Genomic DNA, 25,091 nt, shown 5'->3' with positions numbered 1-25,091 from the left:
CTATTAAAAATTAGTGATTTAGACCTATTAATCATCCAATTTAAATCGTTTTGTCAAATCCCGCAGCTCTTCGGACATTTTTTCAAGCGTCTGTGCTGATGTGCTGATTTCTTCCATGGAGGCAAGCTGCTCCTCGGCTGAAGCTGCGATATCTTGAATGCCGTCTGAACTTTCTTTAGAAATAGCGGCGATATCTATAGAAGCAGCGGAAATTTCCTGAGACCCTGCCGACAGCTGTTCAACCGTCGCATTCATGTTTTGCAATTCTGCGGCAATTTGATTCGTCATTTTTGATATATGTTTAAAGCTTTGTTTTGTTTCGTCTGTCATGACCAGACCTGTTTCCACTTCTTTATTTACGGATTGAAGAACGTTTAATGATGTATGGATCTCTTTTACGATTTCGCTGATCAGCGATTCAATTTCCTTAGCTGAATCTGCCGACTGTACCGCAAGTTTTCTCACTTCTTCAGCGACTACAGAAAAGCCTCGTCCGTACTCGCCTGCTCTTGCCGCTTCAATGGCGGCATTTAATGCTAAAAGATTGGTTTGATCTGCGATGCCGTTGATAACACGTAAAATATTTGTGATATCCTTTGATTTGATTTCCAGGCCTTTGACCACTTGCTCCGCTTCTTTCACAGAATGATCAATTGTATTCATTTGGCCGGCTGTTCTCTGAACAAGTGTTTCCCCTGTGCTTGACACTTCGGTGGAGTCTGCAGAGGTTTCTGTAATGACTGCCGCCGCCCGGGCCAGCTCAGCAAGTCCGTCGTTCATTTCGTTAATTTGTTCTGCTGTCGTCTCGATTCGGTCGCTCTGGTTTTCGCTTCCGTTTGAAAATTGTTCGATCGCCATTGTAATGTGTTCAGTGGCCTTGCTTGTCTGATCTGCGGAAGCTGTCAGCTCTTCTGACGATGAGGCGACATGTTCTACAGATTCTTTAATGCCGTATATCAGCGAGCGGAGAGAGTGCGCCATATTGTTGAAGCTTTGGCTCAAAACCCCGAGTTCGTCTTTTGATTTGATTTCTATCGTTTCTGTTAAATCGCCTTTGCTGATTTTTTCTGCTGATGCAACGATGCGTTTCAAAGGCCTTGTAATCGACCGGATGACAAAATAAATCGCCGTTATTCCGGCTGCAATGGCAATGGCCAGAACAACTGATGCCATAACAAGAACCCTGCTTGCGGCATCATGAATCTCGTCGGCATACATCGTGCCGCTGATTTTCCAGCCTGTTGTTTCGCTTGTGGCGAACGCCATTTTCTTCTTCTTTCCTTTGTGCGTATATTCAAAGTCGCCGCTTTTGTCTTTGTAAAGTTTGTCTATCCACTCCCCTTCTAACTGCGTACCCGCTTTTTCACCGGAGTAGGCGATGACTTCTTTATTTTGGCTGAGGATAAAGGCATAGCCTTCTTTGCCAATACTGATTTCTTTTGCTGTTGCCACAAGGTCATCGATTTTCATATCCATGGCGACAACGCCTGATCCGTCCTTTGTCTGGCGTGCAATGGTGACAACCATTTTTCCTGATGAAATGGATTCGTAAGGTTCGGTCACAATTGTCTTTCCTTTATTAGCCATGGCTTCTGTGTACCAGTCACGTTCTAAAGCATTAAAGTCACTCGGCATGTCTGCGTGCGGATAGCGTGTGAATGTCCCGTCTTTGCTGCTTGAAAACACCGCAGCGACATTGTCATTCATTTGAATAAATTGTTTAAATTCTTGTTTGAGCTCCGTTTTTTTCTTGTCTTTCAACTTGTCTGCTGTCGCCCAATCGCTGAAAAACGCGAGGCTTTTTTCAGTCGTTTTGATTTTGCCATCAATAATGTTATCTAATATTTGAACGTTTTCCTTTGCGCTTTGCGTCATCTGTACGTCAAGAGATGCAACGGCTGATTGATAAGCGCTTACCGATAGTGCCGTAATCGGGACAATTAAGATCAGCAGGAAAGAAATAATGAGTCTCCTGGCAATTGATGATCTGCGAATGGTAGTGAGTGTTTTTTTCATTCCTCTTGAACCTTCTTTCAATAATTTACAAATTATATCGGCTGATATTCCTTTATCTTACATTGAAAATGAAGGAAAAAATGAAAAATAGTTCAAAACTCACCGATGCAGACAGGTCTTTTTTATTATTTCTTATACAGAAAAACAGCGCTTCATAAGCGCTGTTTTTTGCTCTTATTCAATTTTAAATTTCTTCGTCAGATCACGGAGCTCTTCTGCCATCTGCGCCAGGGTCGTGGCTGATGAACTGATTTCTTCCATAGAAGCAAGCTGCTCCTCGGCCGATGCAGCAATGTCTTGAATGCTTGCCGAGCTTTCTCTTGAAACATCGGCAATTCCGCTCACTGCTGCCGATACATGCTCTGAACGGCCTGACAGCTGTTCTACGGTTGTATTCATCGTCTGCAATTTGTCTGCAATCTCATTTGTCATGCTGAAAATACTTTGGAAGCTTTCCTTTGTATTGTCTGTGACAACTAGCCCTGATTGCACTTCTTGATTAACGGCTTTAAACATGTGAAGAGAAGTTTCGATTTCTGCAACGATTTCCTGGATCAGATTCTCGATTTCTTTAGATGAATCTGCAGATTGAACGGCCAGCTTACGCACTTCCTCCGCTACAACAGAGAAGCCTCGTCCAGATTCCCCGGCCCGCGCCGCTTCAATGGCTGCATTTAATGCCAGCAGGTTTGTTTGATCAGCAATCCCATTGATGACTCGTAAAATACTCGTGATATCTTTTGATTTTTCTTCTAACCCTTTCACCACTGCTTCAGCCTGCTGAACCGACTCATTAATTGAATTCATCTGCCCGACTGTCTGCTGGACAAACTTCTCGCCTGTACCCGCGATTTCCGTTGATTGGATAGACGCCTTTGTAATGTCTGATGATGTTTGTGAGACTTGCTGGAGCCCTTCATTCATCATGTTCAGCTGATGAGAGCTGGACTCCACTTTTTCGCTTTGCTCTTCGTTTCCGTTTGAGAACTGCTCAATTGCCATTGTGATATGCTCCGTCGCCTTGCTCGTTTGTCCGGCGGATGCAGTCAGCTGTTCGGATGATGCGGCAACATTATTAACCGAGTCTTGAATGGCGCTGATAAGCGAACGCAAGGATTGTCCCATTTCGTTGAAGCTTTCGCCAAGCTCTCCCAGTTCATCTTTCGACCGGATTTCGATGGTTTCTGTCAGATCCCCGCTGCTGATCATTTTTGATGATTGAACCAGACGTTTTAACGGTTTTGTGATTGAACCAACGATAAAGAGGATTAATATTCCGCCTATAAGTATTGAAGCAATCAGCACGATCATGCCTGTTGTGAGAACAGATTTTGAGGCATCTTTGATTTCACTCATATACATGGTGCCGGCAATTTTCCAGCCAGTCAGTTGATTTGTCGTATATGTCATCTTTTTATCTTCATGATTCAGGGTATACTGCAGCTCGCCGCTGTCCTTGTCATACATTTTGGCAACCCAGTCGCCAGACAGCTTTTCACCAGCCTTATGGTTTTGATGGGCGACATATGTTTTGTTTTTCGTCGCGATGAAAACATAGCCTTCTTTTCCGACTTTAATTTGTTTCATCTGTTCTAACAGTTTATCAATTGTGATATCCATGGCGACGACGCCTGAACCATCCTTCAATTCCTGAGCAATCGTTATGACCATGCTTCCGTCATTGGCTGCCACATAAGGATCGGTCACTATGATGTCACCGCCGGCCTTCATTGCACCCTGGTACCAAGCTCGTTTTCTCGGATCGTAGCCATCCGGCAATTTTTCTTTCGGTGCCTGTACATATGTGCCGTTTTCTGCCCCTCCGTAAATTCTGGCTACGTCTTGGTTAATGGAAACATATTGCGAAAACTTGGCTTTAAGCTCTTCCTGTTTGGATTTTCCTTTAAACGCGGAGCTTTTCAGTGATTCACTGAAAAAGCTGATGCCTTTCGCTTTTGCTCCTAAATCATTTGTAACTGTTGTATTAAATGAATCGACACTATTTTTCGCATTTCCCATGATTTCCTGATCCAGTTTTCCGCTTGCTGAGCGGTAAGAACTGAATTCCAATATAAGAATCGGAATAATTAAAATCACAACAAATGAAATCATTAGTTTTCTAGAAATTGACGGTTTTGTCAGCCAATTGATAAAAGTCTTCATATCCAGCTTCTCCTTCAGGTTGATACACTATATATCGGCTGCTTTAAAAAGTTTTTAAAATCAAAAACAAGAAATTTCCTTTTCAGCTTTTTTCTCTGTCTTTTTAGCTTTCATTGCCCAAGCCTTGTGCATAGTTTATAAAAAACAAGGGGGGCTTCAGATGATTATTGTATCCGGACAATGGCTCCGTCCCCAAGACATTGAAAACTGGCAAATTGACAAGAACTTGAATCCGCTGCTAAAAGAAATGATTGAAACACCCGTTCAGTTTGATTATCATTCGATCGCTGAACTGATGTTTGAGCTTCATTTGCGCATGAATATCGTTGAATCGGCAAAAGCGCTGCATAAAAGCGGAGCGAAGTTCGCCACCTTTGTAAAAACATACGGGAATACAGCGTATTGGCGGGTTTCACCGGAAGGGGCTCTGGAGCTTAAGTATAAAATGCCGCCTTCAAAGGCGATTCGGGATATTGCAGAAAACGGCCCGTTTTACGCGTTTGAATGCGCGACGGCAATCGTTGTGATTTATTACTTAGCATTGCTTAAAACCATCGGAGAAGAAAAATTCGACGCAGCCTTTGACAGAATTATTTTATATGACTGGCATTATGAGAAATTGCCGATATATACGGAAACGGGACATCACTTTTTCCTTGGAGACTGTTTGTATTTTAAAAATCCTGAATTTGATCCGCAGAAAGCGCAGTGGAGAGGCGAAAATGTGATTTTATTAGAAAAGGACAAATATTTTGCTCACGGCCTGGGAATTTTAAACGCTCAGCAAATTATTGATAAGCTGAATTCTTTCAGACGAAAAGGAGCCGTACAGTCAGCTTATCTCCTTTCACAAGCGACCAGGCTTGATATTCCGTCACTCTATCCCATCACCCGCTAAAAACCCCACCGTCTATTTTGGGGACGATGGGGTTTCAAATGCTTTTCGTTTTCGATAGAAAGGAGCTGTGCCGACATACTGGTTCGCAGCCCATTCCATTTTTTCAAGGTCATTTCTCGTCACGATGGGATCTTGGCTGCTCCACTTGATAAACCGGACAAAATAATACCCTTTGATGGGAGCCATTGTAACTTTTGAATGAGGCCAGTCTTCAAATACAAACTCAATTTTCCCTTTCTTTTTATAAGAATATTGAAGAATGTTCATCGTCTGTCACCTCTGTTAGTTACGTTACGATTGGCAAAGCTCAGCTATCAGCGTTTTCACGTCAGAGGGCCCATTGAGCAATCCGACTGATTGCCCCGCCCACAGAGACATGTGACCAGAATCTTTGGCTGCGGCGGCATGTTTTCTCATTGGTTTTGTTAACGTGTTTTGCAATGGATAAGGAAGTGTATTTGCCTCTTCAGCTTGTTGCTCTTTCATCCATTGGTTGACTATACCCCTTGCAGGCTTCCCCGAAAACAATGCGGTAAGGCGCGTGTCTGTTCCATGCGCTTCTTTTAATTCCTGTCTGTACGTTTCAGAGGCTTTGCTTTCCTCACACATAAGAAATGGGGTCCCGACCTGTACACCTTGCGCTCCGAGACAGTGAGCCGCTTGGACGCCGCGGCGGTCTGCAATTCCGCCTGCCGCAATTACGGGTACTGAAACAGCGTCTGCAGCTTGGGGGACCAGTGACATTAAGCCAATAGAAGACTCTCCGCTGACCGGCAGAAAAGAACCGCGGTGGCCGCCTGCTTCACTGCCTTGCAGCACGATGATATCCATTCCGCGCTCTTCCAGCAGGACGGCTTCTTGCGGCGAAGTAGCCGTTCCGATAAGACAGCAGCCATTTTTCTTTAATAAATGAATGCTTTCATCAGGCGGAATGCCGAACGTAAATGAACAGGCTCTTACATTGTATGTAAGAATCAGATTTATTTTTTGATGAAAATCCTCCCACTCTTCCTCCTCTAAAGGAAAAGCAGCCTCCTGTTCCGCAAACGGAATGTTCTGTTTCCATGTGTGAACCGTTTTATCGTCCGGTGTCTTCCTTTTTTCCGGCACAAACACATTTACCTGAAAAGCGCTGCCGGTCAATTCCTGCATCTCGATGATTTGTTTTTCAAGCGTAGCTGGACTGAGATATCCGGAAGCGAGACTTCCGAGCGCGCCTTCATTCGACACAGCGGCTGCCAGTCGGGGTGTGACCAGGCCGCCTGCCATCGGCGCCTGAATGACAGGCTTTGATAATGATAATGCTTTCATCCATTGAGTCATAGAAGCACCTCCTGTTATTCCATGATTTTGATATGGCAAGTTCGATGACGCGGACCATCAAATTCGCAGAAATAAATACCTTGCCACGTCCCGAGAATGAGACGCCCGTTTTCAATGATGACATGCTGTGAAGCGCCTACCGTACTGGACTTCATATGTGCAGCTGTATTGCCTTCCATATGGCGGTCCAGCTCATGGTCCCATGGATACATCTCATCAAATCTTCGGAGCATATCTCTTTTCACATCGGGATCGGCATTTTCATTAATTGTAATGCCCGCCGTCGTATGCGGACAGTAAATCACCGCTGCCCCTCTTGCCACTCCTGTTTCTTGAAGAAACGCTTCCACCTCGTGAGTGATTTCAACCATTTCATCTCTATTGTTTGTTTTGATTTGCAGAGTTTTCAGCATTTGTTTCTCCTTTCAATTCCCCTTCTCTTTGCATATTCGTTCTGTGTTCTTTTTTTCCTGTTAAATCAGCCTCATAAACCTGAAGAAAACAAAAAACTCCAGCTTGTTTCTGGAGTTTTATTGCCATAGGTATACTCTGGCTTCATAAGGTTTTAACAGCAGTGATGTCGTATGCTTGTGCGGTTCTGTTTCCATATTTGACAGTAGGAGTTTGTCAGTGGATAACGGCAATGCGGGATATCTGCAGAACGCTGGCGCACCCGTCAGATTTGCCGCAATGAGCGCAGTTTGGCTCTCATTTTTGCGAAGGTATGCAAAGATTTGCTGATCTTCCGGCAAAATCAGCTCGTATTGGCCATAAATAAATACATCATATGTTTGGCGGAGTTTGATCAAGCTTTTATAAAAGTGATAGACAGATGTGTTATCGTTTATTTGCGCCTCGGCGTTCAGCCATGTGTAATTGTCATTAACCCCAATCCATGGCTTGGCATCGGAAAACCCAGCGTGAGGAGATGCATTCCATTGCATTGGTGTTCGAGAATTGTCTCTTCCCTTTTTCCAGACAATCTTCATCACTTCCTCGTGAGAAGCGCCTTTTGCGGTCTCTATGTCATACAGCCGCTTCATCGCGACATCATCATAATCCTCAATCGAAGGAAACGCCACATTGGTCATGCCGATTTCCTGTCCCTGATAAATAAACGGCGTGCCTTTCATCAGAAAATAAACAGCGGCGAGTGCTTTTGCACTTTCCTTTAAGGAATTCCCGTCGTTTCCCCATACAGAAACAGAACGGGGCTGATCATGGTTTTCCATAAACAAAGCGTTCCAGCCGATTCCTTCCAAACTGTTCTGCCACTCTGTTAAAATCCGTTTGAAAGCAGCGATATCGATGCTTTCATTGACCTCGATATCCCATAGGCCGAGATGTTCAAATTGAAAAATCATGCTGAAAATGCCGGATTCCTCCCCCGCCCACTCAGCCGCCTCCTTTGCCGCGACACCGTTTGCCTCTCCGACCGTCATGATCGGATAGCGGGAAAATGTGTTTTCCTTCATCTCTGTTAAAAAATCCAATATGCCCTCAGCATTCATATGATAAGGAAAAGAAGGAACATAGGACAGCCCTTTCGGATTCGGCAGATCAGGCAGCCCTTCTTTTTTCTTAATATGAGAAATGGCATCCACCCGAAATCCGTCTATGCCTTTATCGAGCCACCAATTGACCATGTCATAAACGGCGTTTCTTACCTCTTGATTTTCCCAGTTCAGGTCTGGCTGCTTTTTATCAAAAAGGTGGAGATAATACTGGCTTGTCTGCTGATCATACTGCCAAGCCGATCCTCCGAAAATGCTTTCCCAATTGTTTGGCTCTTTTCCGTCTTTCCCGTCCTTCCAAATATACCAGTCGCGTTTTTGGGATTGTAAAGATGCACGTGATTCAATGAACCATGGATGTTCATCACTTGTATGATTCACGACAAGATCCATAATGAGCTTCATGCCAAGCTCATGAATATCATGAAGCAGCTGATCGAAATCTGCCATTGTGCCGAAATCGCTCAATATGTTTTTGTAATCTCTTATATCATAGCCGTTATCCGCATTGGGTGAGTCGTACAAAGGACAAATCCAAATCACATCGGCACCAAGTTCTTTTATGTACGGAAGCTTGGACCTGATTCCTTGAATATCCCCGATTCCATCGCTGTTTGAATCCTTGAAGCTGCGGGGATAAATTTGGTAGACCACCGCTTCCTTCCACCAAGCCTTTTTCATACAGCCACTCCTTCCTGCGTGTGCGGTTTTTATATCTTATGTAGAAAAAAGCCTTTGAAGCATTCATTTTTTCAGAAAAAAAAGCCTCTTGCCGATGACAAGAGACTGATCAATTTTTCAGAAGCCTTTGGTCCTGATTTTCTTTGAGCTCAAAAAACAGCCGCGATCCAGCCCGGCTGTTTTTGATTAAAACTCTGTTTTTTTGATTTCGACAAATCGAATGTGATGGTCTTCAGCGTCGAGGATTTTAAACTCGCAGCCCTCCGCCTGTATCACATCTCCTGCTTCCAGCTCCATTTTTTGCGTCAGAAGCCAGCCTGCAATCGTATCAATTTCTTCATTCTCAATGGCAATGTCGAGCAGGTCGTTCACTTCATCTATTAGCGCTTTGCCATCCATCACATAATGGTGCTCGCCTTTTTTCAAAATATGCGGCGTTTCATCCTGATCATATTCATCACGGATTTCCCCGACAATTTCTTCGATAATATCCTCGACAGTGACAAGCCCCGCCGTTCCCCCGTATTCATCTACGAGAATCGCCATATGAATCCGTTCCTTCTGCATGCGGATTAAAAGCTGCTGAACAGGAATGCTTTCAATGACCCTGATGACAGGTCTCATAATTTGCTTCAGCTTAATCGGCTGGCCGAGAAAATACGCTTTAAACATATCTTTGCTGTTGATAATCCCTAAAATATGATCCTTATCTTCTTTGATGACAGGATACCGTGTATACCGTTCGTTAATGATGAGATGAATCGCTTCTTCAAGCGACTGCTCCAGAGAGATGACAGCGATTTCTGTACGCGGAATCATAATTTCTCTCGCCACGCGGTTGTCGAATTCAAAAATCTTATTCACATAGCGAAATTCGGACTGGTTGATTTCTCCCTTTTCATAGCTTTCTGACAGGATCAGCCTCAGTTCCTCCTCGCTGATGACAACCTCATGCTCCTTGACTGAATGAAAGCCAAACAATTTCACAAGAAAACTTGCAGAGCCGTTCAATGCTTTGATAAACGGATATGTGATTTTATAAAACCAGATCAGCGGCTTTGCAATCCATAAACTGACAGCTTCAGCCTTTTGAATGGAAACCGTTTTCGGAGCAAGCTCACCCATTACCACATGCAAAAAAGTGACGATGATAAATGCAATTACAAATGTGACAATGTGGTTAAACGGTTCCGGTATGCCTGCCGCTGTAAATAAGGGATGAAGAATGCGTTCAAATGTCGGTTCACCAAGCCATCCAAGGCCGAGGGCTGTAATTGTAATCCCGAGCTGGCAGGCTGATAAATACTCGTCAAGATTGGAGATGATTTTATGTGCGGCAAGCGCCCGGCTGTCTCCGCTTTCGATGAGCTGATTGATTTTTGAACCTCTGATTTTGACGATTGCAAATTCGGCTGCAACGAAAACAGCCGTAATGCCAATCAAAACAAAAATGGCGATCAATTGTAATATAAGCAAAAAAAGCCCTTACCATAAATGGTAAGGGGCCACCTCCTTAACGTTAATTCTCATTACGACCGTTTAAGAAGATCATCACAAAGCGAAGAAGTTCAAACAGGGAAACCAGGGCGGCGGCCACATACGTTAAGGCGGCGGCGCTCAGCACTTTATTTACCCCATTCTCTTCATTGTTCCGGATGAATCCTTCTGACACAATAATTTGCTTCGCGCGTGAACTTGCATTGAATTCGACAGGCAGTGTGATCAGCTGGAAAAAGACAGCGGCTGAAAACAGAATGATGCCAAGCCCGATCAAATTCAGGCTGCCGAGAAGCATGCCTCCTAAGAAAAGCAAAGGAGCTACACCGGATGCAAAATTCACGACTGGGAAAATTTTATGTCTAAGCACAAGCGCACCATATGACTCCTGATGCTGCAAGGCATGTCCGACTTCATGGGAAGCTACGGAGATGGCGGAAATTGAGCGGCCATAATAGACCGGCTCAGATAAACGCACCACCCGTCTTGTCGGGTCGTAATGGTCTGTTAAAGCGCCTCTTACCGGTTCGACCGGCACGTCGTAAAGACCGTTTATATCTAGAATCCGTCTTGCCGTTTCTGCCCCTGTTCGACCGCTTGAGGCTTCCACTTTTGAATATTTTTCAAAGTTGCTCTTTACTTTAAATTGTGCCCAAAACGACAATCCCAATGCGGCTATTGTTAAAAATATAAACAGCATGTTTCATCATCCTTTTTTAAAGATCGTATGTTTCTTTATTACGATTATTTTAATGAGTTTTCTTTCTCGTGTACAGAAAAGCGCTTCTTCTTCCGTCTAGGCGCACACATTCCGATAAGCAAAAGGAACAAGCCGGCCGAAAACAAATAAAAAGAAAAGCCTCCAATCAGCTCTTTCAAAAAATGATGCCATGAGAAGCTATCGGAGAAGTGATTATACGAATTCAAGTCGAAAATAAACAAAATCACTGCGGATGCCGCAAGCTGGGTACCGATCAAAACCACGACGGTTCTTTGAATGATCGTCATCTGTTCCATCCTTTTTTCGCCTATTTGTTTTAGTTTATGGAGAAATCCGGTTTTATATGTTTTGTTCATTTTTTGAAAAACAATGCCGGAAGTGGGACATACTGTTATAAAAAGAGCACGGGTGTGATGAACATGAAAGTGACGAGCGAGGAAAAGGAACAGCTGAGTACAGCGATTGACCGAATGAATGAAGGGCTGGACGTATTTATCCAGTTTTATAATGAATCCGAAATCGACGAACCGCTCATTCAGTTTGAAGACGATACAGCTGATCTCATGAAGCAGGCCCGCGACCTGTACGGTCAGGAAAAGCTAAATGAGAAGCTGAATACGATTATTAAACAGATTTTATCTATTTCATTATCTGAAGAAGGGGAAAAAGAATGAAGTCAAACCGGATCTTTATTTCTTGGCTGAGATGGCCTTTATTTATCCGAATCGGGCTGATCATTCTTTTTCTGATTCTTTTGTTCGGACAAATCATTTATTTACTTGAGCCCGAGCAGTTTACTTCCGTCTTCGAAGGTATTTGGTGGGCCGTGGTTACCATCTCAACAGTGGGCTACGGAGACTATGTGCCGCACACGCCGCTTGGTCAAGCAGCCGGAATGCTGCTGATATTCATCGGCGCAAGCTTTGTCACTGCTTACTTTGCCACCTTATCCGCTGCCGCTTTCAGTAAACAGCACCGCTACATAGAGGGAAAGGTCGCTTACAAAGGACGGGGCCATGTGATTATTATCGGCTGGAATGAAAAATCAAATCGCCTTCTGAGAGAGCTTCAGCTGGCGGCGCCCTCCAAGACAGTCGTTCTGATTGATGAATCGTTAAAAGAAGGGCCGCTCATTGAAAATGTCCATTTCATACGCGGACACGCCGCTGATGATGAAACGCTGAAACGAGCCAATATTACTGAGGCGGACACAGTTATGGTCACTGCCGACCAATATAAAAGTGAAGCGGAAGCGGATATGCTGTCGGTGCTGATTCTGTTATCAGTCAAAGGATTGAATCCGCTGGCATACTGTATTGTCGAAATTCTGACAGACCGCTTTGTCACCAATGCAGAACGGGCGGGCGCTAATAAAATTATCGGGACGTCTCAGCTCTTAAGCCGCGTGATGCTGGAACATTATCGGGTCAAATTGCAGCTGTCTAAACCGCAAAGCTTAATCGAGCTGACACTCGATAAAAAAGTGAGGCTGATTTCGGTTCCTTCTGAACTGCATGGTGCCGCTTATAAAACATGCGTCCTCTATTTTCTTGATCACAACACCACTATTATCGGCATACAAAAAGAGGAAGGGCCTATGATTACCCCTCCTCTTTCATATAAAGTGCTTGAAACGGATCAATTCCTTGCGCTTTAACCCAACAAAACATCCTCCAGCTCTTTGACAAGGGAGGCGCCGATATCCAAATACGCCGGATCAATCTCTGCGTCCCGTCTCTCGGGCTCAGAAAATTGATTAAACAGCGATTGAAACGGCCCTCCTTCAGCATGATCATCAAGGCCTGCCTGGAACACCTGCCTCAGCATAAACGGAGTTCCGATACGGACAGCTGCCCCGCGTTCATCCAGACTGCCTTGTATGGCATTGACGGGAATTCTTAAAAATAAATATCCGTCTCTATCATCAATTTTATAATCAAAATAGCCGTGGTCGTACTCCCAGCCGCCGTTTATCACATAACCGAGCGGCTTCATGACTTGTTCCAGCTCTTGAAGCAAGAAAGGCTGTCCATCTATCGCGGAAGGTATCGTAATCATCAAACTGCCCCTTTTTTCATTTATCCTGTCCTGCAGAACAAGACTTCATTCAAAGGCTGATTACACGGAAACCGTTTTTTTCCTTTGCACGGCCAACCGTAAAGAAAGCGCATTCAATCAAGAAGTAAACAGTCATCGCTGCAGCAATCCCCGCCGCAGATTCCCATGAAACATATACAACCGCTGCATAGAGTCCTAACTTTGTTAAAAGGGTGTGAGAGCGGTTCAATTTCAGAAAATGGTGCACCGTATCGGTAAAAATGGCAAGCGGCAGCCCGATCAGAAGAAAGGTGTGGATAAAAAAGTGTGAGAGTGTGCCGCCAAGGTTGGAAGAAAACTCTGTATTCACGGCATCAAAGGATATGAGAATAACTAAAACAGCTGCAGAAAAACCCGCAATGATGAGATGTTTGACCACTTGTTTCATGAACATCAGCACCTTTCTGATTTTATAAAAAGCCGACCGGCAAATGCCAGTCAGCTTTCGTACATTAATCTTCGAGACGTTTTTCAAGCTCAGCTTTTTTCTCTTCAAAGCCAGGTTTGCCAAGCAATGCAAACATATTGACTTTATATGCTTCTACTCCAGGCTGGTCAAAAGGATTGACGCCGAGGAGATAACCGCTCATCGCGCAGGCTTTTTCAAAGAAATAAACAAGATATCCAAAAGTATATGCATTCAGCTCTGGAATGTTGACGATTAAGTTCGGAACATTTCCGTCTGTATGAGCCAGCATTGTACCTTGGAATGCTTTTTTGTTAACGAAGTCTACAGTTTTTCCGGCTAAATAGTTTAAGCCGTCAAGATCGTTATCGGCTTCTTCGATTGTCAGCTCGTGTTTAGGTTTTTCGACATTCAGCACCGTTTCGAACAAGTCTCTGCGGCCTTCCTGTACGTACTGTCCTAATGAGTGAAGGTCTGTTGAATAGTTGGCAGAAGAAGGATAAATGCCCTTCTCGTCTTTGCCTTCACTTTCGCCGAACAGCTGCTTCCACCACTCCGCAAAATATTGAAGCGCCGGCTCATAGTTGATAAGCATTTCAATCGTTTTACCTTTATTGTAAAGCACATTGCGAACGACCGCATACTGGTATGCAGGGTTATCTTCCAATTCTGATGTGGCAAAATCCTTGCTCGCATCAAACGCGCCTTTCATCATGTCGTCAATGTTGACGCCGCTGACAGCAATCGGCAGGAGACCAACGGCTGTTAAGACAGAATAACGGCCGCCGACATCATCAGGAATGACAAATGATTCGAAGCCTTCTTCGTTAGAAAGTGTTTTTAACGCGCCGCGCTCTTTATCAGTTGTCGCGTAAATCCGCGCTTTCGCTTCTTCCTTGCCGTATTTCTCTTCAAGAAGCTTGCGGAAAATACGGAAAGCGATTGCAGGTTCAGTTGTTGTACCTGATTTAGAGATGACGTTAATGGAGAAGTCAACATCTTCGAGAAGATCCATGACATCTCTCATATAAGACGAACTGATGTTGTTTCCGATGAAAATGACTTGCGGATTGCCTCGTTTTGCTTTTGGCAGTGTATTGTAAAACGCGTGATTAAGCGCTTCAATCGCTGCCCGCGCGCCGAGGTAAGAACCTCCGATACCGACAACAAGCAATACATCAGAGTCAGATTTGATTTTTTCCGCGCTTTTTTTAATGCGCGCAAATTCTTCTTTATCATAATGTTCAGGGAGGTCCACCCAGCCTAGAAAATCGCTGCCCGCGCCTGTTTTTTCATGAATATTATGGTGTGCTGTTTTTACAAAGTCGCGCAAATATGTAAGTTCATGTTCGTTGAAGAAAGTCAACGCTTTTGAGTAGTCAAAGCGTACATGCGTCATTGCTTGTCCCTCCATAACGGTATAATGTTTTCATCTTTCACTTTATATGAACTTATCTGTGAAATCAAGTCAAGAAGAAAGGACGGAATGACTGCATTCCGTCCTTAGAAATCAGAGTGACGCGCGAAGGATGGCAAGCACGTCATCTTTGTTCAGTTTTTGGAAGTTGCCGAAGCCGCCATGCTCCATTTCTTTGGCTGCGATATCAGCAATCAGTTCCAGTTTTTCCTCTCCGATATCATAGTCGGATAAACGGGAAGGCGCACCCAGACTTGTCCAGAACGCAGACAGCTTGTCGATTCCTTCAAGCACGATTTCTTTATCCGTTTTGCCTTCTGTATCAATGTCAAACATATTGAGCATAAGGTTTTTAAAGCGGCCGACATTTGTATCAAGCGTGTATCTCATCCAGTTCGGGAACAGGATCGCGAGTCCGCCGGCATGCGGAATATCGTAAACAGCTGATACGGCATGCTCCATAGTGTGAGAAGCCCAGTCGCCGAAGTAGCCCATTTGAAGCGTGCCATTCAGAGCGATTGTGCCAGCATATAAAATCGTTTCACGATGTTTGTAATTTTCCAGATCCTCCAATAGTTTTGGAGCTGTTTCGATTACCGTCTGCAGAACGGCAAAGCACATTCTGTCTTGCAGCGGTGTGTTTTCGACATTATGGAAGTATTGTTCAAACACGTGGCTCATCATGTCAACCATACCGTAAACCGTTTGATTTTCAGGCACTGTAAACGTATTTTCAGGGTCTAAAATCGAGAACCGCGGATGAGTTACATTGCTTCCCCATACAAATTTCTCGTTTGTTTCCCAGTTTGTAATCACAGAGTCAGGGTTCATTTCAGAACCTGTAGCAGCAAGGGTTAGAATGGTACCGAACGGCAGTGCATCTTCGGCTGTTACTTTCTTGCTGAAAATGTCCCAAGCGTCTCCGTCGTATTTTACTCCCGCAGCGATCGCTTTTGTGCAGTCAATGACACTTCCGCCGCCCACAGCAAGCAGAAAATCAATATCATGCTGTCTGCATAGGTCAATGCCTTTTTCCACAGTTGCAAGACGCGGGTTCGGCTCTACCCCTGGCAGTTCATAGACAGCGGCGCCTTCTTCTTTTAATATGCCTGTTACCTGGTCATAAAGGCCATTACGTTTAATGCTTCCGCCTCCGTAGACAAGCAGAACATTTTTACCGTATTGCTTTAATTCTTTTCTTAATTGTTCAAGCTGGCCTTTTCCGAAGATCAGCTTCGTCGGGTTATAATAAGTGAAATTTTCCATTGTAAAACCTCCAAATATTGCTGTATCAAAAAACAGATTAACAATTGTAACATAAGTCCAAAGAAAAAGGGAAGCAGCCGGATCGGCTATTTCCCCCTTTTGTTATAGAGATGCTTTTAAAATAGCGAGTACATCTTCTTTGTTAAGTGATTTAAACTGGCCGAACGTACCGTTGGCCATTGCCTTGTCGGCAATTGTGTCGAGCTGTTCGTCATTTATATCGTAGTCAGCCAGACGGTTTGGAGCGCCTAGGCTTGTCCAGAAAGCAGACAGCTTGTCGATGCCTTCCAGCGCGATTTCCTCATCTGATTTTCCAGATTCTTCTACATCAAACACACGCACCGCAAGCTGCTTCATGCGGGCCGGGTTTTCTGATAATGTATGTCTCATCCAGTTCGGGAAGAGAATCGCAAGTCCGCCGGCATGCGGAATATCGTAAACGGCTGAAACGGCATGTTCGATATTATGAGTTGCCCAATCCCCTCTTGCACCCATTGACAGCATACCGTTTAAAGCGATTGTCCCTGTGTAAAGTATCGTTTCACGCAGTTCGTAATTTTCAAGATCATTGATCAGCTTAGGCGCTGTTTCGATGACTGTGCGTAAAAGAGATTCACACATGCGATCCTGGTAAGGTGTGTTTGATACATGGTGGAAGTATTGCTCAAACACGTGGCTCATCATATCAACCATGCCGTAGATCGTGTGGTTTTTAGGAACAGTAAATGTGTTCACTGGGTCCAAAATAGAGAATTTAGGGAACACGAGCGGGCTTCCCCAGCCATATTTCTCTTTTGTTTCCCAGTTTGTAATAACTGAACCTGCGTTCATTTCAGAGCCAGTTGCGGCGAGAGTCAAAACAGTTCCGAACGGTAAAGCTTCCTTCGGCTGGTGTTTTTTCGTTACGATATCCCACGCGTCACCATCATACTTTGCCCCCGCAGCAATCGCCTTTGTACAGTCAATAACACTTCCGCCTCCGACAGCCAATAAGAAATCAATGTTGTTTTCTTTGCAGATCGCAACACCTTTATTAACAGTCGACACACGCGGGTTCGGCTCTACGCCTGCTAGTTCATGCACCGTGACGCCGGCTTTATTCAGCTGTTCCATCACTTGATCATAAAGGCCGCTGCGTTTAATGCTTCCGCCTCCGTAGACTAACAATACATTTTTTCCGTAAGGTTTCAGTTCCTCCGGGAGTTTTTCAACTTCTCCGCGGCCGAAAATTAATTTCGTCGGATTCCAATATGTAAAGTTTTGCAATGACATCTCCTCCTTAGATTTTCATTATGCAGAATGCCTGCGCTCCATGTAAAGCAATCAGCTCTTTCCGTTTTCAGCGTATCGGGCAGTTTTCATTTGCAAGATGCTGGGAAAGGAACAGATACAAGCTGAGTTTGGGCCGTTTCGTCCAGCTACTCTCAATATGGAGAATGCATGTATAGATTCTCCAATTTGTCACAATCTATAACTGTTTTAATAATTCATGGAGGAGGTTGCAAAACATGAGTACAATTCAGAGAATTTGCCTTGTATTAACGATCATTGGCGCTATTAACTGGGGACTGATCGGATTTTTCCAATTTGATTTAGTAGCGGCCATCTTCGGCGGCCAAGGGTCAGCTCTTTCCCGTATTATTTACGGTCTTGTCGGAATCGCCGGCTTAATCAACCTCGGTCTGCTGTTTAAACCAAACGAGGAAAGATCACGTGAAGAGGCAGCAAATCCTGAAATGCGATAGGATAAAAAAAAGCACCGAACATTCCTGTCCGGTGCTTTTTTCATGCTTATTTTTTGATAAGGTCTTTACGGTTGGACATTTCAATCCACTCTTCAAGCTTATCTTTTAATGTGTTGAAACCTTGTGGTGCAGAAGCTTCTTCGCTTACTTGCGCAGCTTTAGGTTTTCTTGGTTTGCTTTCTTTTTTCTCAGGCGCAGCTTGTGTCGCACGAATAGAAAGGCTGATTTTTCCTTTTTCTTCATCAACAGCAAGTACTTTTACTTGTACTTCGTCGCCAACTGAAAGGTGCTCGTTGATGTCTTTTACGAAACCGTGAGTCACTTCAGAAATGTGTACTAAACCTTGAGTTTCTTCATCTAATGCAACAAACGCACCATACGCTTGTAATCCTGTAACTTTACCAGTGTAAACACTGCCCACTTCAAATTTTGCTGCCATTCATAACAACTCCTAAGTTAAATTAAATATCTGTTTATACGCAATTTAAAATTATATCATACATGTCTCATTTCCGCAAAGGAAACTTTTTTTAATATGATATCAGGTTTAAGCATATCAAAAAGAGGGCATACTGCAAATACCAAAGGCTTTCTAGTATTCCCCCTTTTATTGGATGCGAACAAAAGGTTCGTATCTTTTTTTATGTTGTTTTGTGTAAGAAGCGCTTCATTCTGACCAATGCTTCTTGCAGCTGTTCAATTGATGTCGCATACGAACAGCGGATATATCCTTCTCCGCTCGGCCCAAACACATTACCGGGAACAACGGCTACTTTTTCCTGCATCAGGAGCTCCTCGGCAAACTGTTCTGAGCTCATCCCAGTGCTTTTGATGGATGGGAAAGCATAGAAAGCACCGCTCGGATGGTGGCAGCTGAGACCGATTTCATTTAGCGTTTCGACAAACAAATTACGTCTTCTTCGGTAGCTCTTTTTCATCTTTTCTACGTCTTCTATTCCGTTTTTTAATCCTTCAAGCGCTGCATATTGCGCCATTGCAGGCGCGCACATCATCGCATACTGGTGGATTTTAAGCATCGCGTTGCGAATTTCTGAAGGCGCCGCGGCAAAACCGAGTCTCCAGCCTGTCATGGCAAACGCCTTTGAAAATCCCGAAATGACAACCGTCCGCTCTTTCATCCCCGGGAATGCTGCTATGCTTGTAAATTCCTCATCGTATGTCAGTTCCGCGTAAATCTCGTCGCTCAGTACGATCAAATCATGTGTTTTGGCAAACTCAGCAATTTCATGTAACTCTTTCTTTGAGTAAACCGAGCCGGTCGGATTCGAAGGCGAACAAATGAGAATGGCCTTTGTTTTTTCGGTCACTGCCGCTTCAAAATCCTCAGCAGTTGCTTTAAAACCTTTATCAGCCGTCGTATGGACATGAACAGGGACGCCGCCTGTCAAAGACACAAGCGATTCATACGCCACAAAACACGGCTCAGGAATAATCACTTCCTCACCGGGATTTACAATGGCGCGGATCGCAATATCCAAAGCCTGACTCGCCCCTACCGTCACTATCAGTTCATCGTCAGGAGAGTATGTAAGACCAAACCGGCTGCTGACATAACGGCTGATTTCCTCCCGCAATGAGTATAAACCTGCATTAGCGGTATATGACGTATACCCTTGTTCAAGGGAAAGAATGCTTGCTTCACGGACATTCCAAGCCGTTACAAAGTCAGGTTCTCCGACTCCTAAAGAAATAACCCCTTCCATCGTTGCCGCCAAATCAAAGAATCTGCGGATGCCGGATGGTTTTATTTGTTGTACATAATCGGATAAATAAGAAGTCATTTACGGTGACACCACGATTCTTTTGTCGTCGTCTCCCGTTTCAAATACTTTGCCGTCATGCTTGTATTTTTTCAGGATAAAATGTGTTGTCGTAGACACAACTGAATCAAGAGTTGACAGTTTATCAGATACGAAACGCGCAACGTCAGACATTGAATTGCCGCGGATCACGACAGACAGGTCGTATACGCCTGACATCAGGTAGACTGATTCTACCTCCTGGAATCGGTAAATCCGCTCCGCCACTTCGTCAAAACCGACTCCGCGCTTCGGAGTGACTTTCACATCAATCATGGCTGTCACGCCTTCATGGCCGTCCACCTTCCGCCAGTCGATCATAGCGGAATAATCGATGATAACCTTTTCTTTTTCCAATTTGTCAATGATCGCTTTTACTTCATTTACAGGGATACCGGCCATCTTTGCGATTGTTTCTAGATCAGCGCGGCTGTTTTCGTCTAAAATTTCTAATATTTCTGTTTCTTTCTCGGTCAATTTCATTCAATTCACACCTTTGCAATGTCAAGAAATCTCATGACATTATATCACGTTTTTTGACGAATGCTAAGAAAAAACGAGGAGAAACTTCCGCTAGAACTTACAATTTCAGGGCATAATACAGGACATCCTATGAAGGGAGTGACGGCAAAATGGAGGCGGTTACACCAATAAGGCGTGTTAAAGTCGGAGGAGTAAATGTATATTATGAGCACTATCAAAATCCAGGCAAACAAACAATTGTCTGCGTACACGGTTTTTTATCTTCTGCTTTCAGCTTCAGAAAATTAATCCCCTTGCTTCGGGACCAGTATGACATCATCGCGCTCGATTTGCCTCCTTTCGGCCAATCAGAAAAATCAAGGACATTTATATATACCTATCAAAACCTCGCCATGCTTATCATCGGACTCCTGGAGCACTTGCAAGTCAAACAGGCGGCGCTTGTCGGGCATTCGATGGGAGGACAGATATCGCTGTCGGCTGCTCTATTAAAGCCTGAGCTCTTCTCGAAGATTGTGCTTCTTTGCAGTTCAGGTTATTTAAAACGCTCGCACCCGACGATTATCTTCGGGACTCACCTCCCATATTTTCATCTTTATATCAAACGCTGGCTTTCCAAAGAAGGCGTGATGAAAAACTTATTAAATGTCGTTCACAACAAATCGCTGATTGACGAGGCGATGATTGACGGCTACGGCAAACCTTTTCAAGATGAACAGATTTTCAAAGCTATGACAAGGTTCATCCGGCACAGAGAAGGAGATTTACAGTCTGAGGAATTGAAAAAAATCAACAAACCCGCTTTATTGATTTGGGGCGAGGAGGACAAGGTGGTTCCGTTGAAAATCGGCGAACGCCTGCACCGTGACCTGCCGGATTCCAAACTGTATTCATTGCGGGAAACAGGGCATTTGGTGCCGGAAGAACGGCCTGAATTCGTTTCCGAACGAATTGCAGAATTTATCACAGAATAAAAAAACCGGTTTGTATACCGGTTTTTTCAAGGCGTGCAAGAGCTGCTGTCTTTAATGAACAGCAGCTGGCCAGCCACATTCCGGCAGCTGTCGATCGGAAGTGTTTGTTCAAAAGAAGCTTCGAAAATATGCTGTATGCTTTTCGCTAACACTTCAGGATCGTCTTCATCATAGACGGCCTGTACGACATCAACAGCCTCCGTTTCATAAAAATCTTCACCATATTTAAACGGGTCCCATTTGGCAATGACATTGATCATTTCCCTGACCGCTTGACTTTCTTCCATTTTCATCACCGCTTATAATAAAATTTGCAGATCTATTTTATCATAGTTACGCTAAGAAAAATAAACATACATAAGAGGTGGAACAGAATGAATTTTGATAAACAAGAACAGCGCCTCGGCACCCAATCCGTCAAATGGGACAAGGCAGGCGAATTGTTCGGCGTGACAGACGCACTCCCGATGTGGGTGGCGGATATGGATTTTCGTGCGCCGGAAGCCATAACAGAAGCATTAAAACAGCGCCTAGAACAAGGGATTTTCGGATATACAGCTCCAGATCAGAAAACAAAAGATGCAGTGTGTGCATGGATGCATAACCGGCACAGCTGGAAGGTGAACCCGGAAAGCATTACATTCAGTCCCGGTGTTGTCACAGCTTTAGGCATGGCGGTTCAGGCTTTTACAGAACCAAAGGATCAAGTGATTGTCCAATCCCCTGTTTACACGCCTTTTTACCATATGATTGAGAAAAACGGCCGGCGTATTTTACATAATCCGCTTAAAGAAAAAGGCGGAACATATGTAATGGATTTTGAAGATTTGGAGACAAAAATCAGTGATCCGAGCGTCAAAATGTTTATTTTATGCAATCCGCATAACCCTTCAGGGCGTGCCTGGGGCCGGGAAGATTTGCTGAAGCTCGGCGAATTATGCCTGGAACACGGCGTTACAGTCGTTTCAGATGAAATTCATTCCGATTTGATGCTCTACGGAAATACCCATACACCGTTTGCCTCTCTTTCTGACGATTTCGCTGAGATTTCTGTGACTTGCGCAGCACCGAGCAAAACGTTTAACATCGCGGGTTTGCAGGCGTCAGCAATCATTATTCCAGACCGGCTGAAGCGCGCCAAATTTTCAGCAAGCCTGCAGCGAAACGGTTTAGGCGGATTAAACGCGTTTGCCGTGAGCGCAATCGAAGCGGCTTACTCAAAAGGCGGGCCGTGGCTTGATGAACTGATTTCATATCTTGAGAAAAATATGGATGAGGCGGCAGTCTTTTTGACCAGCGAGCTCCCGAACGTCAAGATGATGAAGCCTGATGCGTCTTACCTGATCTGGCTCGATTTCCGCGCATACGGCCTGTCCGATGCAGAGCTGCAGCAAAAGATGCTGCACAAAGGGAAAATTATTTTGGAGCCCGGCACGAAATACGGCCCTGGCGGAGAAGGATTTATGCGTTTGAATGCAGGATGCCCTCTGGCAACCTTGCAGGACGGACTGCGCCGAATAAAAACAGCGTTGGAGTAAATATTCGTCACAAACGCCTTTACGCATCAATCGTAAAGGCGTTCTTTATAAAGAAATTTTGTATTTTACTTCTAATGATAAGTGTTATAATAGATTCATATTTTATACGAAAGGATTTCACTCGAATGGAAATTCTAAAAGACTATCTCCTGCATATTTGCTTTATTTTGTTTCCCATTCTTCTTTACCAAGTGTTTTGGCTTGGAAAACCGTCAATCCTTGTACCAAAAATCAACAACGGATTGGTCACGTTATTTGCATGCGGCGCCTCCGTTTTATGCATTATCTTCCCTATACAGGAAATGGACTACATCCAATACGGTCTTCAAATCATTCCTGTCATCATTTGTTTATTTTACATAAACACTGCTTCCGGGCTAACAGTCGCCGCATCCGTCTTATGTTTTGAACTGCTGTTTTTTGAGCCTTCCGCCATTTTTGTTTTTACTTTGCTGCCTTTTCATATCATCATCCCAATTTTGCTTCAAAAAAAGTGGCCATTCATGTCCAAAGCGAGAAAACTGCTGCTGTCTTTATTCATCGGTTGCTTGGAGATCTTCTTATTTTTCGCCTCCATCTTGGTTTTTTCCGCCGTGAATATTTTAAATCTTCAAAATTCAGAATCCTTATATTATGAGGCAGCTGTATCGGGTTTGTTCCGCTGCATCGTTCTTCTTTTAAGCATTTATATTATAGAAAGCATCGCAGAAAATATCGCCCTGCGTTCCCAGCTTATTCATTCGGAAAAAATGGAGATTGTGAGTGAACTTGCGGCAAGTGTGGCTCATGAAGTTAGAAATCCGCTGACAGTTGTCCGGGGATTTGTCCAGCTGCTTTTTAATGATGAATCCTTTCAAAACAAATCCAGTGCGGATTATAAAAAGCTTGTGCTGTCAGAGCTTGACCGGGCTCAGGGCATTATTACAAATTATCTTGATATCGCTAAACAGCAATTATATGAAAAAGAGATTTTTGATTTATCTTCTCTTATCAGAGAGACGAGCTCCCTCATGATTTCGTATGCCAATTACAAATCTGTGACAGTAGAGGCGGACGCCGAGCCGGACCTTTTGGTATACGGGGATGCAACAAAGCTGAAGCAGGCTGTGATCAACCTCATGAAAAACAGCATTGAAGCCGTTCCCCCGGGTAAAGGGGTCATCCAAGTTTCAGCCAAAAGAAGCGGCCATATGATCGTAATCAAAATCTCAGATAACGGTGTCGGCATGACGGATCACCAAATGCAGAAGCTGGGTGAACCTTATTACTCTTTAAAAACGAACGGAACGGGACTTGGACTGACTGTGACGTTTTCCATCATTGAACACCATCACGGAACCATTTCGTTCAGCAGCAGCTTTCAAAGAGGAACCATTGTGACGATCAAGCTCCCTGCCGACCTTCCTCACTAGCAAATCAATTGGAACTTTTATAGAATGAATGCGAGGTGATAACAGATGAGTACATTTGAGAAAGGCTCTATCGTAAAAGGGTTTTACAAAACAGGTGTATACATAGGAGAAATAACAGATTGCAGACCGCAGCATTATTTAGTCAAAATCAAGGCGGTTCTTACCCATCCCGCTCAAGGAGACCTTCACAATCCAAAACAGGCAGATGTGCCGTTTTTCCATGAGAGAAGAGCGCTCGCTTTCGGCGAACAGACCAATATCCCTCATCATATGGTGAAGCCCTATGACAGTGAAGTGCCGGATTATAACGAGTCTTTGCGGGAAGCGGTTGCACAGCTGAGAGCCAAACTGGACGGAGATGATTCAGAATGGGCAAAGCGCTCCCTGAATAATCTGGACGTTTTAGAAAAAGAATACTTCACTCGGCCATAACCCAGTCTGACAAAAGATTGGGTTTTTTATGTGGCGCGCCGGAACAGTTCAGATAAATCAATCCTCTCGCCGATTGTCGGCGGTTTTGGTTTTTCAAGATACTGCTTATCCTGCTCGACAAGCTTAAAAAGCTTATAGGCTGTAAGAGCATCGTCAAGCGCCTTATGATGGGTGCCGGTTCCTTTATCTCCGTACTCTTCCGCGGCCTTCCACAAGCCGGTCAGTGTCCGGTCTCCAAAAAAGTTTTTATATTCAAGCGATAAATCTCTCATCTCCCCTTTAAAAGGGAAAGGAATATGGTTAAACATACAATTTTGCTTCAGCACTTTCATATCCATGTTTCCCCATGTGATGATCGTGCAATTTTTTTCAGGATCAAGCTCATTTAATTTACGGATAAAGTCCTCGAACCTCATCCCCTCATCTACCTGGTTTTGCGTAATGTTTAAAAATGATCTGCAGCGTTTCGTCAGCTTGGGGAATTTTTTCGGCCTGATATAACTCGAAAACGTCTCAACTACTTCACCATTAACCGACTTTACAATTCCTGCTTCAATGATTTCCGGAAAAAAATTTTGCGGACTGTATTTTCCTTCGGGCATCGTAAATTCGAAATCAATAATGAGTAAGTTGCCTGCCTCCACTATTTTTACACCTGCCTTTCCTCCGATCAGAAGAATGCTATCTT

General features: G+C 44.1%; 28 protein-coding genes. 8 read left to right on the top strand and 20 right to left on the bottom strand.

The window, feature by feature from the left end; genetic code table 11:
* Window positions 1–27 precede the first annotated feature (27 nt).
* Both H7F27_RS05430 and H7F27_RS05425 read right to left on the bottom strand, forming a co-directional pair.
* Window positions 28–2,016 carry a methyl-accepting chemotaxis protein gene (locus H7F27_RS05430; RefSeq protein WP_185848686.1) on the bottom strand — a complete coding sequence of 663 codons (1,989 nt, stop codon included), beginning with the start codon at window positions 2,014–2,016 and terminating at the stop codon, window positions 28–30.
* Between the two features lie 174 nt (window positions 2,017–2,190).
* Window positions 2,191–4,179, bottom strand: a complete 1,989-nt coding sequence (locus tag H7F27_RS05425; protein ID WP_103672549.1) for a HAMP domain-containing methyl-accepting chemotaxis protein — start codon at window positions 4,177–4,179, stop codon at window positions 2,191–2,193.
* Between the two features lie 160 nt (window positions 4,180–4,339).
* On the opposite strand from H7F27_RS05425, the gene H7F27_RS05420 reads away from it, so the two are divergent.
* A complete protein-coding gene (locus H7F27_RS05420; RefSeq protein WP_024122637.1) occupies window positions 4,340–5,077 on the top strand; it encodes a protein-glutamine gamma-glutamyltransferase in 738 nt (245 codons plus the stop codon).
* 12 nt (window positions 5,078–5,089) lie between these two features.
* Here the strand turns inward: H7F27_RS05420 and H7F27_RS05415 are convergent, their stop codons facing one another.
* The 8 genes from H7F27_RS05415 to H7F27_RS05385 all read right to left on the bottom strand — a co-directional run bounded on the left by H7F27_RS05415 (window position 5,090) and on the right by H7F27_RS05385 (window position 11,100).
* Entirely contained in the window at window positions 5,090–5,344 is a 255-nt protein-coding gene (locus H7F27_RS05415) for a hypothetical protein (protein WP_024122638.1), read from the bottom strand.
* 24 nt (window positions 5,345–5,368) lie between these two features.
* Entirely contained in the window at window positions 5,369–6,400 is a 1,032-nt protein-coding gene (locus H7F27_RS05410; RefSeq protein WP_103672548.1) for a nitronate monooxygenase, read from the bottom strand.
* 14 nt (window positions 6,401–6,414) lie between these two features.
* Entirely contained in the window at window positions 6,415–6,813 is a 399-nt protein-coding gene (locus H7F27_RS05405; protein WP_103672547.1) for a secondary thiamine-phosphate synthase enzyme YjbQ, read from the bottom strand.
* Window positions 6,779–6,940, bottom strand: a complete 162-nt coding sequence (locus H7F27_RS20720) for a hypothetical protein (RefSeq protein WP_180948914.1) — start codon at window positions 6,938–6,940, stop codon at window positions 6,779–6,781. The genes H7F27_RS05405 and H7F27_RS20720 overlap by 35 nt, the downstream gene beginning before the upstream one ends.
* Window positions 6,931–8,595, bottom strand: a complete 1,665-nt coding sequence (locus H7F27_RS05400; RefSeq protein ID WP_185848685.1) for a glycoside hydrolase family 13 protein — start codon at window positions 8,593–8,595, stop codon at window positions 6,931–6,933. Before H7F27_RS05400 ends, H7F27_RS20720 begins: the two co-directional genes overlap by 10 nt.
* A gap of 186 nt (window positions 8,596–8,781) precedes the next feature.
* Complete coding sequence (locus tag H7F27_RS05395) at window positions 8,782–10,071, bottom strand: hemolysin family protein (protein ID WP_024122642.1); 1,290 nt, start codon at window positions 10,069–10,071, stop codon at window positions 8,782–8,784.
* Between the two features lie 43 nt (window positions 10,072–10,114).
* A complete protein-coding gene (locus tag H7F27_RS05390; protein WP_024122643.1) occupies window positions 10,115–10,792 on the bottom strand; it encodes a zinc metallopeptidase in 678 nt (225 codons plus the stop codon).
* A gap of 44 nt (window positions 10,793–10,836) precedes the next feature.
* On the bottom strand, window positions 10,837–11,100 hold the full coding sequence (locus H7F27_RS05385) for a YuzI family membrane protein (protein ID WP_059335356.1): 264 nt from the start codon (window positions 11,098–11,100) through the stop codon (window positions 10,837–10,839).
* A 132-nt stretch (window positions 11,101–11,232) separates the two neighbouring features.
* Here H7F27_RS05385 and H7F27_RS05380 point away from each other — a divergent pair, with 132 nt between their 5' ends.
* Together H7F27_RS05380 and H7F27_RS05375 are read left to right on the top strand one after the other, a co-directional pair.
* Window positions 11,233–11,487, top strand: a complete 255-nt coding sequence (locus tag H7F27_RS05380; protein WP_185848684.1) for a protein mistic — start codon at window positions 11,233–11,235, stop codon at window positions 11,485–11,487.
* Complete coding sequence (locus H7F27_RS05375) at window positions 11,484–12,470, top strand: potassium channel family protein (protein ID WP_024122646.1); 987 nt, start codon at window positions 11,484–11,486, stop codon at window positions 12,468–12,470. Before H7F27_RS05380 ends, H7F27_RS05375 begins: the two co-directional genes overlap by 4 nt.
* On the opposite strand, the gene H7F27_RS05370 is transcribed toward H7F27_RS05375, so the two are convergent.
* The 5 genes from H7F27_RS05370 to H7F27_RS05350 form a co-directional block, all read right to left on the bottom strand.
* Window positions 12,467–12,871, bottom strand: coding sequence for a YugN-like family protein (locus H7F27_RS05370; protein WP_024122647.1), 405 nt, complete (start codon window positions 12,869–12,871; stop codon window positions 12,467–12,469). The genes H7F27_RS05375 and H7F27_RS05370 overlap by 4 nt on opposite strands.
* A gap of 49 nt (window positions 12,872–12,920) precedes the next feature.
* Complete coding sequence (locus H7F27_RS05365; protein ID WP_185848929.1) at window positions 12,921–13,304, bottom strand: hypothetical protein; 384 nt, start codon at window positions 13,302–13,304, stop codon at window positions 12,921–12,923.
* A gap of 58 nt (window positions 13,305–13,362) precedes the next feature.
* On the bottom strand, window positions 13,363–14,715 hold the full coding sequence (locus tag H7F27_RS05360; RefSeq protein WP_024122649.1) for a glucose-6-phosphate isomerase: 1,353 nt from the start codon (window positions 14,713–14,715) through the stop codon (window positions 13,363–13,365).
* A gap of 111 nt (window positions 14,716–14,826) precedes the next feature.
* Window positions 14,827–15,999, bottom strand: a complete 1,173-nt coding sequence (locus tag H7F27_RS05355) for an iron-containing alcohol dehydrogenase (RefSeq protein ID WP_185848683.1) — start codon at window positions 15,997–15,999, stop codon at window positions 14,827–14,829.
* A gap of 102 nt (window positions 16,000–16,101) precedes the next feature.
* On the bottom strand, window positions 16,102–17,265 hold the full coding sequence (locus H7F27_RS05350) for an iron-containing alcohol dehydrogenase (RefSeq protein ID WP_101864148.1): 1,164 nt from the start codon (window positions 17,263–17,265) through the stop codon (window positions 16,102–16,104).
* Between the two features lie 242 nt (window positions 17,266–17,507).
* Here H7F27_RS05350 and H7F27_RS05345 point away from each other — a divergent pair, with 242 nt between their 5' ends.
* Window positions 17,508–17,744 carry a DUF378 domain-containing protein gene (locus H7F27_RS05345; RefSeq protein ID WP_003220771.1) on the top strand — a complete coding sequence of 79 codons (237 nt, stop codon included), beginning with the start codon at window positions 17,508–17,510 and terminating at the stop codon, window positions 17,742–17,744.
* Window positions 17,745–17,790: 46 nt separating this feature from the next.
* On the opposite strand, the gene yugI is transcribed toward H7F27_RS05345, so the two are convergent.
* From yugI to H7F27_RS05330, 3 genes are all read right to left on the bottom strand, one after another.
* Window positions 17,791–18,183: a S1 domain-containing post-transcriptional regulator GSP13 gene (gene yugI / locus H7F27_RS05340; protein WP_019259312.1), complete on the bottom strand. Its 393-nt coding sequence runs from the start codon at window positions 18,181–18,183 to the stop codon at window positions 17,791–17,793.
* Between the two features lie 202 nt (window positions 18,184–18,385).
* On the bottom strand, window positions 18,386–19,546 hold the full coding sequence (locus H7F27_RS05335) for an aminotransferase (protein WP_024122652.1): 1,161 nt from the start codon (window positions 19,544–19,546) through the stop codon (window positions 18,386–18,388).
* Window positions 19,547–20,047: an Lrp/AsnC family transcriptional regulator gene (locus H7F27_RS05330; protein ID WP_024122653.1), complete on the bottom strand. Its 501-nt coding sequence runs from the start codon at window positions 20,045–20,047 to the stop codon at window positions 19,547–19,549. It lies immediately after the preceding gene.
* Window positions 20,048–20,196: 149 nt separating this feature from the next.
* On the opposite strand from H7F27_RS05330, the gene H7F27_RS05325 reads away from it, so the two are divergent.
* Window positions 20,197–21,021: an alpha/beta fold hydrolase gene (locus H7F27_RS05325; RefSeq protein ID WP_101860034.1), complete on the top strand. Its 825-nt coding sequence runs from the start codon at window positions 20,197–20,199 to the stop codon at window positions 21,019–21,021.
* Window positions 21,022–21,047: 26 nt separating this feature from the next.
* Here the strand turns inward: H7F27_RS05325 and H7F27_RS05320 are convergent, their stop codons facing one another.
* Window positions 21,048–21,308: a YugE family protein gene (locus tag H7F27_RS05320; RefSeq protein ID WP_024122655.1), complete on the bottom strand. Its 261-nt coding sequence runs from the start codon at window positions 21,306–21,308 to the stop codon at window positions 21,048–21,050.
* A gap of 87 nt (window positions 21,309–21,395) precedes the next feature.
* On the opposite strand from H7F27_RS05320, the gene H7F27_RS05315 reads away from it, so the two are divergent.
* The 3 genes from H7F27_RS05315 to H7F27_RS05305 all read left to right on the top strand — a co-directional run bounded on the left by H7F27_RS05315 (window position 21,396) and on the right by H7F27_RS05305 (window position 24,403).
* Window positions 21,396–22,559, top strand: coding sequence for a MalY/PatB family protein (locus tag H7F27_RS05315; protein WP_185848682.1), 1,164 nt, complete (start codon window positions 21,396–21,398; stop codon window positions 22,557–22,559).
* 125 nt (window positions 22,560–22,684) lie between these two features.
* Window positions 22,685–23,971, top strand: a complete 1,287-nt coding sequence (locus H7F27_RS05310) for a sensor histidine kinase (RefSeq protein WP_185848681.1) — start codon at window positions 22,685–22,687, stop codon at window positions 23,969–23,971.
* A gap of 45 nt (window positions 23,972–24,016) precedes the next feature.
* Window positions 24,017–24,403, top strand: coding sequence for a kinase-associated lipoprotein KapB (locus tag H7F27_RS05305; RefSeq protein ID WP_185848680.1), 387 nt, complete (start codon window positions 24,017–24,019; stop codon window positions 24,401–24,403).
* 26 nt (window positions 24,404–24,429) lie between these two features.
* Here the strand turns inward: H7F27_RS05305 and kapD are convergent, their stop codons facing one another.
* Complete coding sequence (kapD, locus tag H7F27_RS05300; protein ID WP_233403574.1) at window positions 24,430–25,005, bottom strand: 3'-5' exonuclease KapD; 576 nt, start codon at window positions 25,003–25,005, stop codon at window positions 24,430–24,432.
* Between the last annotated feature and the right edge of the window lie 86 nt (window positions 25,006–25,091).

Source organism: Bacillus sp. PAMC26543, assembly GCF_014250375.1.
Lineage (GTDB): Bacteria > Bacillota > Bacilli > Bacillales > Bacillaceae > Bacillus > Bacillus halotolerans.
The sequence above is the reverse complement of the archived record's forward strand: the minus strand, read 5'-3'. Positions and strand labels throughout refer to the sequence as shown.

What these genes read in the sequence shown, in the direction of transcription:
- H7F27_RS05430 (WP_185848686.1), bottom strand. Translation starts at nt 2,016, where the DNA reads ATGAAAAAAACACTCACTACCATTCGCAGATCATCAATTGCCAGGAGA.
- H7F27_RS05425 (WP_103672549.1), bottom strand. Translation starts at nt 4,179, where the DNA reads ATGAAGACTTTTATCAATTGGCTGACAAAACCGTCAATTTCTAGAAAA.
- H7F27_RS05420 (WP_024122637.1), top strand. Translation starts at nt 4,340, where the DNA reads ATGATTATTGTATCCGGACAATGGCTCCGTCCCCAAGACATTGAAAAC.
- H7F27_RS05415 (WP_024122638.1), bottom strand. Translation starts at nt 5,344, where the DNA reads ATGAACATTCTTCAATATTCTTATAAAAAGAAAGGGAAAATTGAGTTT.
- H7F27_RS05410 (WP_103672548.1), bottom strand. Translation starts at nt 6,400, where the DNA reads ATGACTCAATGGATGAAAGCATTATCATTATCAAAGCCTGTCATTCAG.
- H7F27_RS05405 (WP_103672547.1), bottom strand. Translation starts at nt 6,813, where the DNA reads ATGCTGAAAACTCTGCAAATCAAAACAAACAATAGAGATGAAATGGTT.
- H7F27_RS20720 (WP_180948914.1), bottom strand. Translation starts at nt 6,940, where the DNA reads ATGGCAATAAAACTCCAGAAACAAGCTGGAGTTTTTTGTTTTCTTCAG.
- H7F27_RS05400 (WP_185848685.1), bottom strand. Translation starts at nt 8,595, where the DNA reads ATGAAAAAGGCTTGGTGGAAGGAAGCGGTGGTCTACCAAATTTATCCC.
- H7F27_RS05390 (WP_024122643.1), bottom strand. Translation starts at nt 10,792, where the DNA reads ATGCTGTTTATATTTTTAACAATAGCCGCATTGGGATTGTCGTTTTGG.
- H7F27_RS05385 (WP_059335356.1), bottom strand. Translation starts at nt 11,100, where the DNA reads ATGACGATCATTCAAAGAACCGTCGTGGTTTTGATCGGTACCCAGCTT.
- H7F27_RS05380 (WP_185848684.1), top strand. Translation starts at nt 11,233, where the DNA reads ATGAAAGTGACGAGCGAGGAAAAGGAACAGCTGAGTACAGCGATTGAC.
- H7F27_RS05375 (WP_024122646.1), top strand. Translation starts at nt 11,484, where the DNA reads ATGAAGTCAAACCGGATCTTTATTTCTTGGCTGAGATGGCCTTTATTT.
- H7F27_RS05370 (WP_024122647.1), bottom strand. Translation starts at nt 12,871, where the DNA reads ATGATTACGATACCTTCCGCGATAGATGGACAGCCTTTCTTGCTTCAA.
- H7F27_RS05365 (WP_185848929.1), bottom strand. Translation starts at nt 13,304, where the DNA reads ATGTTCATGAAACAAGTGGTCAAACATCTCATCATTGCGGGTTTTTCT.
- H7F27_RS05360 (WP_024122649.1), bottom strand. Translation starts at nt 14,715, where the DNA reads ATGACGCATGTACGCTTTGACTACTCAAAAGCGTTGACTTTCTTCAAC.
- H7F27_RS05355 (WP_185848683.1), bottom strand. Translation starts at nt 15,999, where the DNA reads ATGGAAAATTTCACTTATTATAACCCGACGAAGCTGATCTTCGGAAAA.
- H7F27_RS05345 (WP_003220771.1), top strand. Translation starts at nt 17,508, where the DNA reads ATGAGTACAATTCAGAGAATTTGCCTTGTATTAACGATCATTGGCGCT.
- yugI (WP_019259312.1), bottom strand. Translation starts at nt 18,183, where the DNA reads ATGGCAGCAAAATTTGAAGTGGGCAGTGTTTACACTGGTAAAGTTACA.
- H7F27_RS05335 (WP_024122652.1), bottom strand. Translation starts at nt 19,546, where the DNA reads ATGACTTCTTATTTATCCGATTATGTACAACAAATAAAACCATCCGGC.
- H7F27_RS05330 (WP_024122653.1), bottom strand. Translation starts at nt 20,047, where the DNA reads ATGAAATTGACCGAGAAAGAAACAGAAATATTAGAAATTTTAGACGAA.
- H7F27_RS05325 (WP_101860034.1), top strand. Translation starts at nt 20,197, where the DNA reads ATGGAGGCGGTTACACCAATAAGGCGTGTTAAAGTCGGAGGAGTAAAT.
- H7F27_RS05320 (WP_024122655.1), bottom strand. Translation starts at nt 21,308, where the DNA reads ATGGAAGAAAGTCAAGCGGTCAGGGAAATGATCAATGTCATTGCCAAA.
- H7F27_RS05315 (WP_185848682.1), top strand. Translation starts at nt 21,396, where the DNA reads ATGAATTTTGATAAACAAGAACAGCGCCTCGGCACCCAATCCGTCAAA.
- H7F27_RS05310 (WP_185848681.1), top strand. Translation starts at nt 22,685, where the DNA reads ATGGAAATTCTAAAAGACTATCTCCTGCATATTTGCTTTATTTTGTTT.
- H7F27_RS05305 (WP_185848680.1), top strand. Translation starts at nt 24,017, where the DNA reads ATGAGTACATTTGAGAAAGGCTCTATCGTAAAAGGGTTTTACAAAACA.
- kapD (WP_233403574.1), bottom strand. Translation starts at nt 25,005, where the DNA reads ATGCCCGAAGGAAAATACAGTCCGCAAAATTTTTTTCCGGAAATCATT.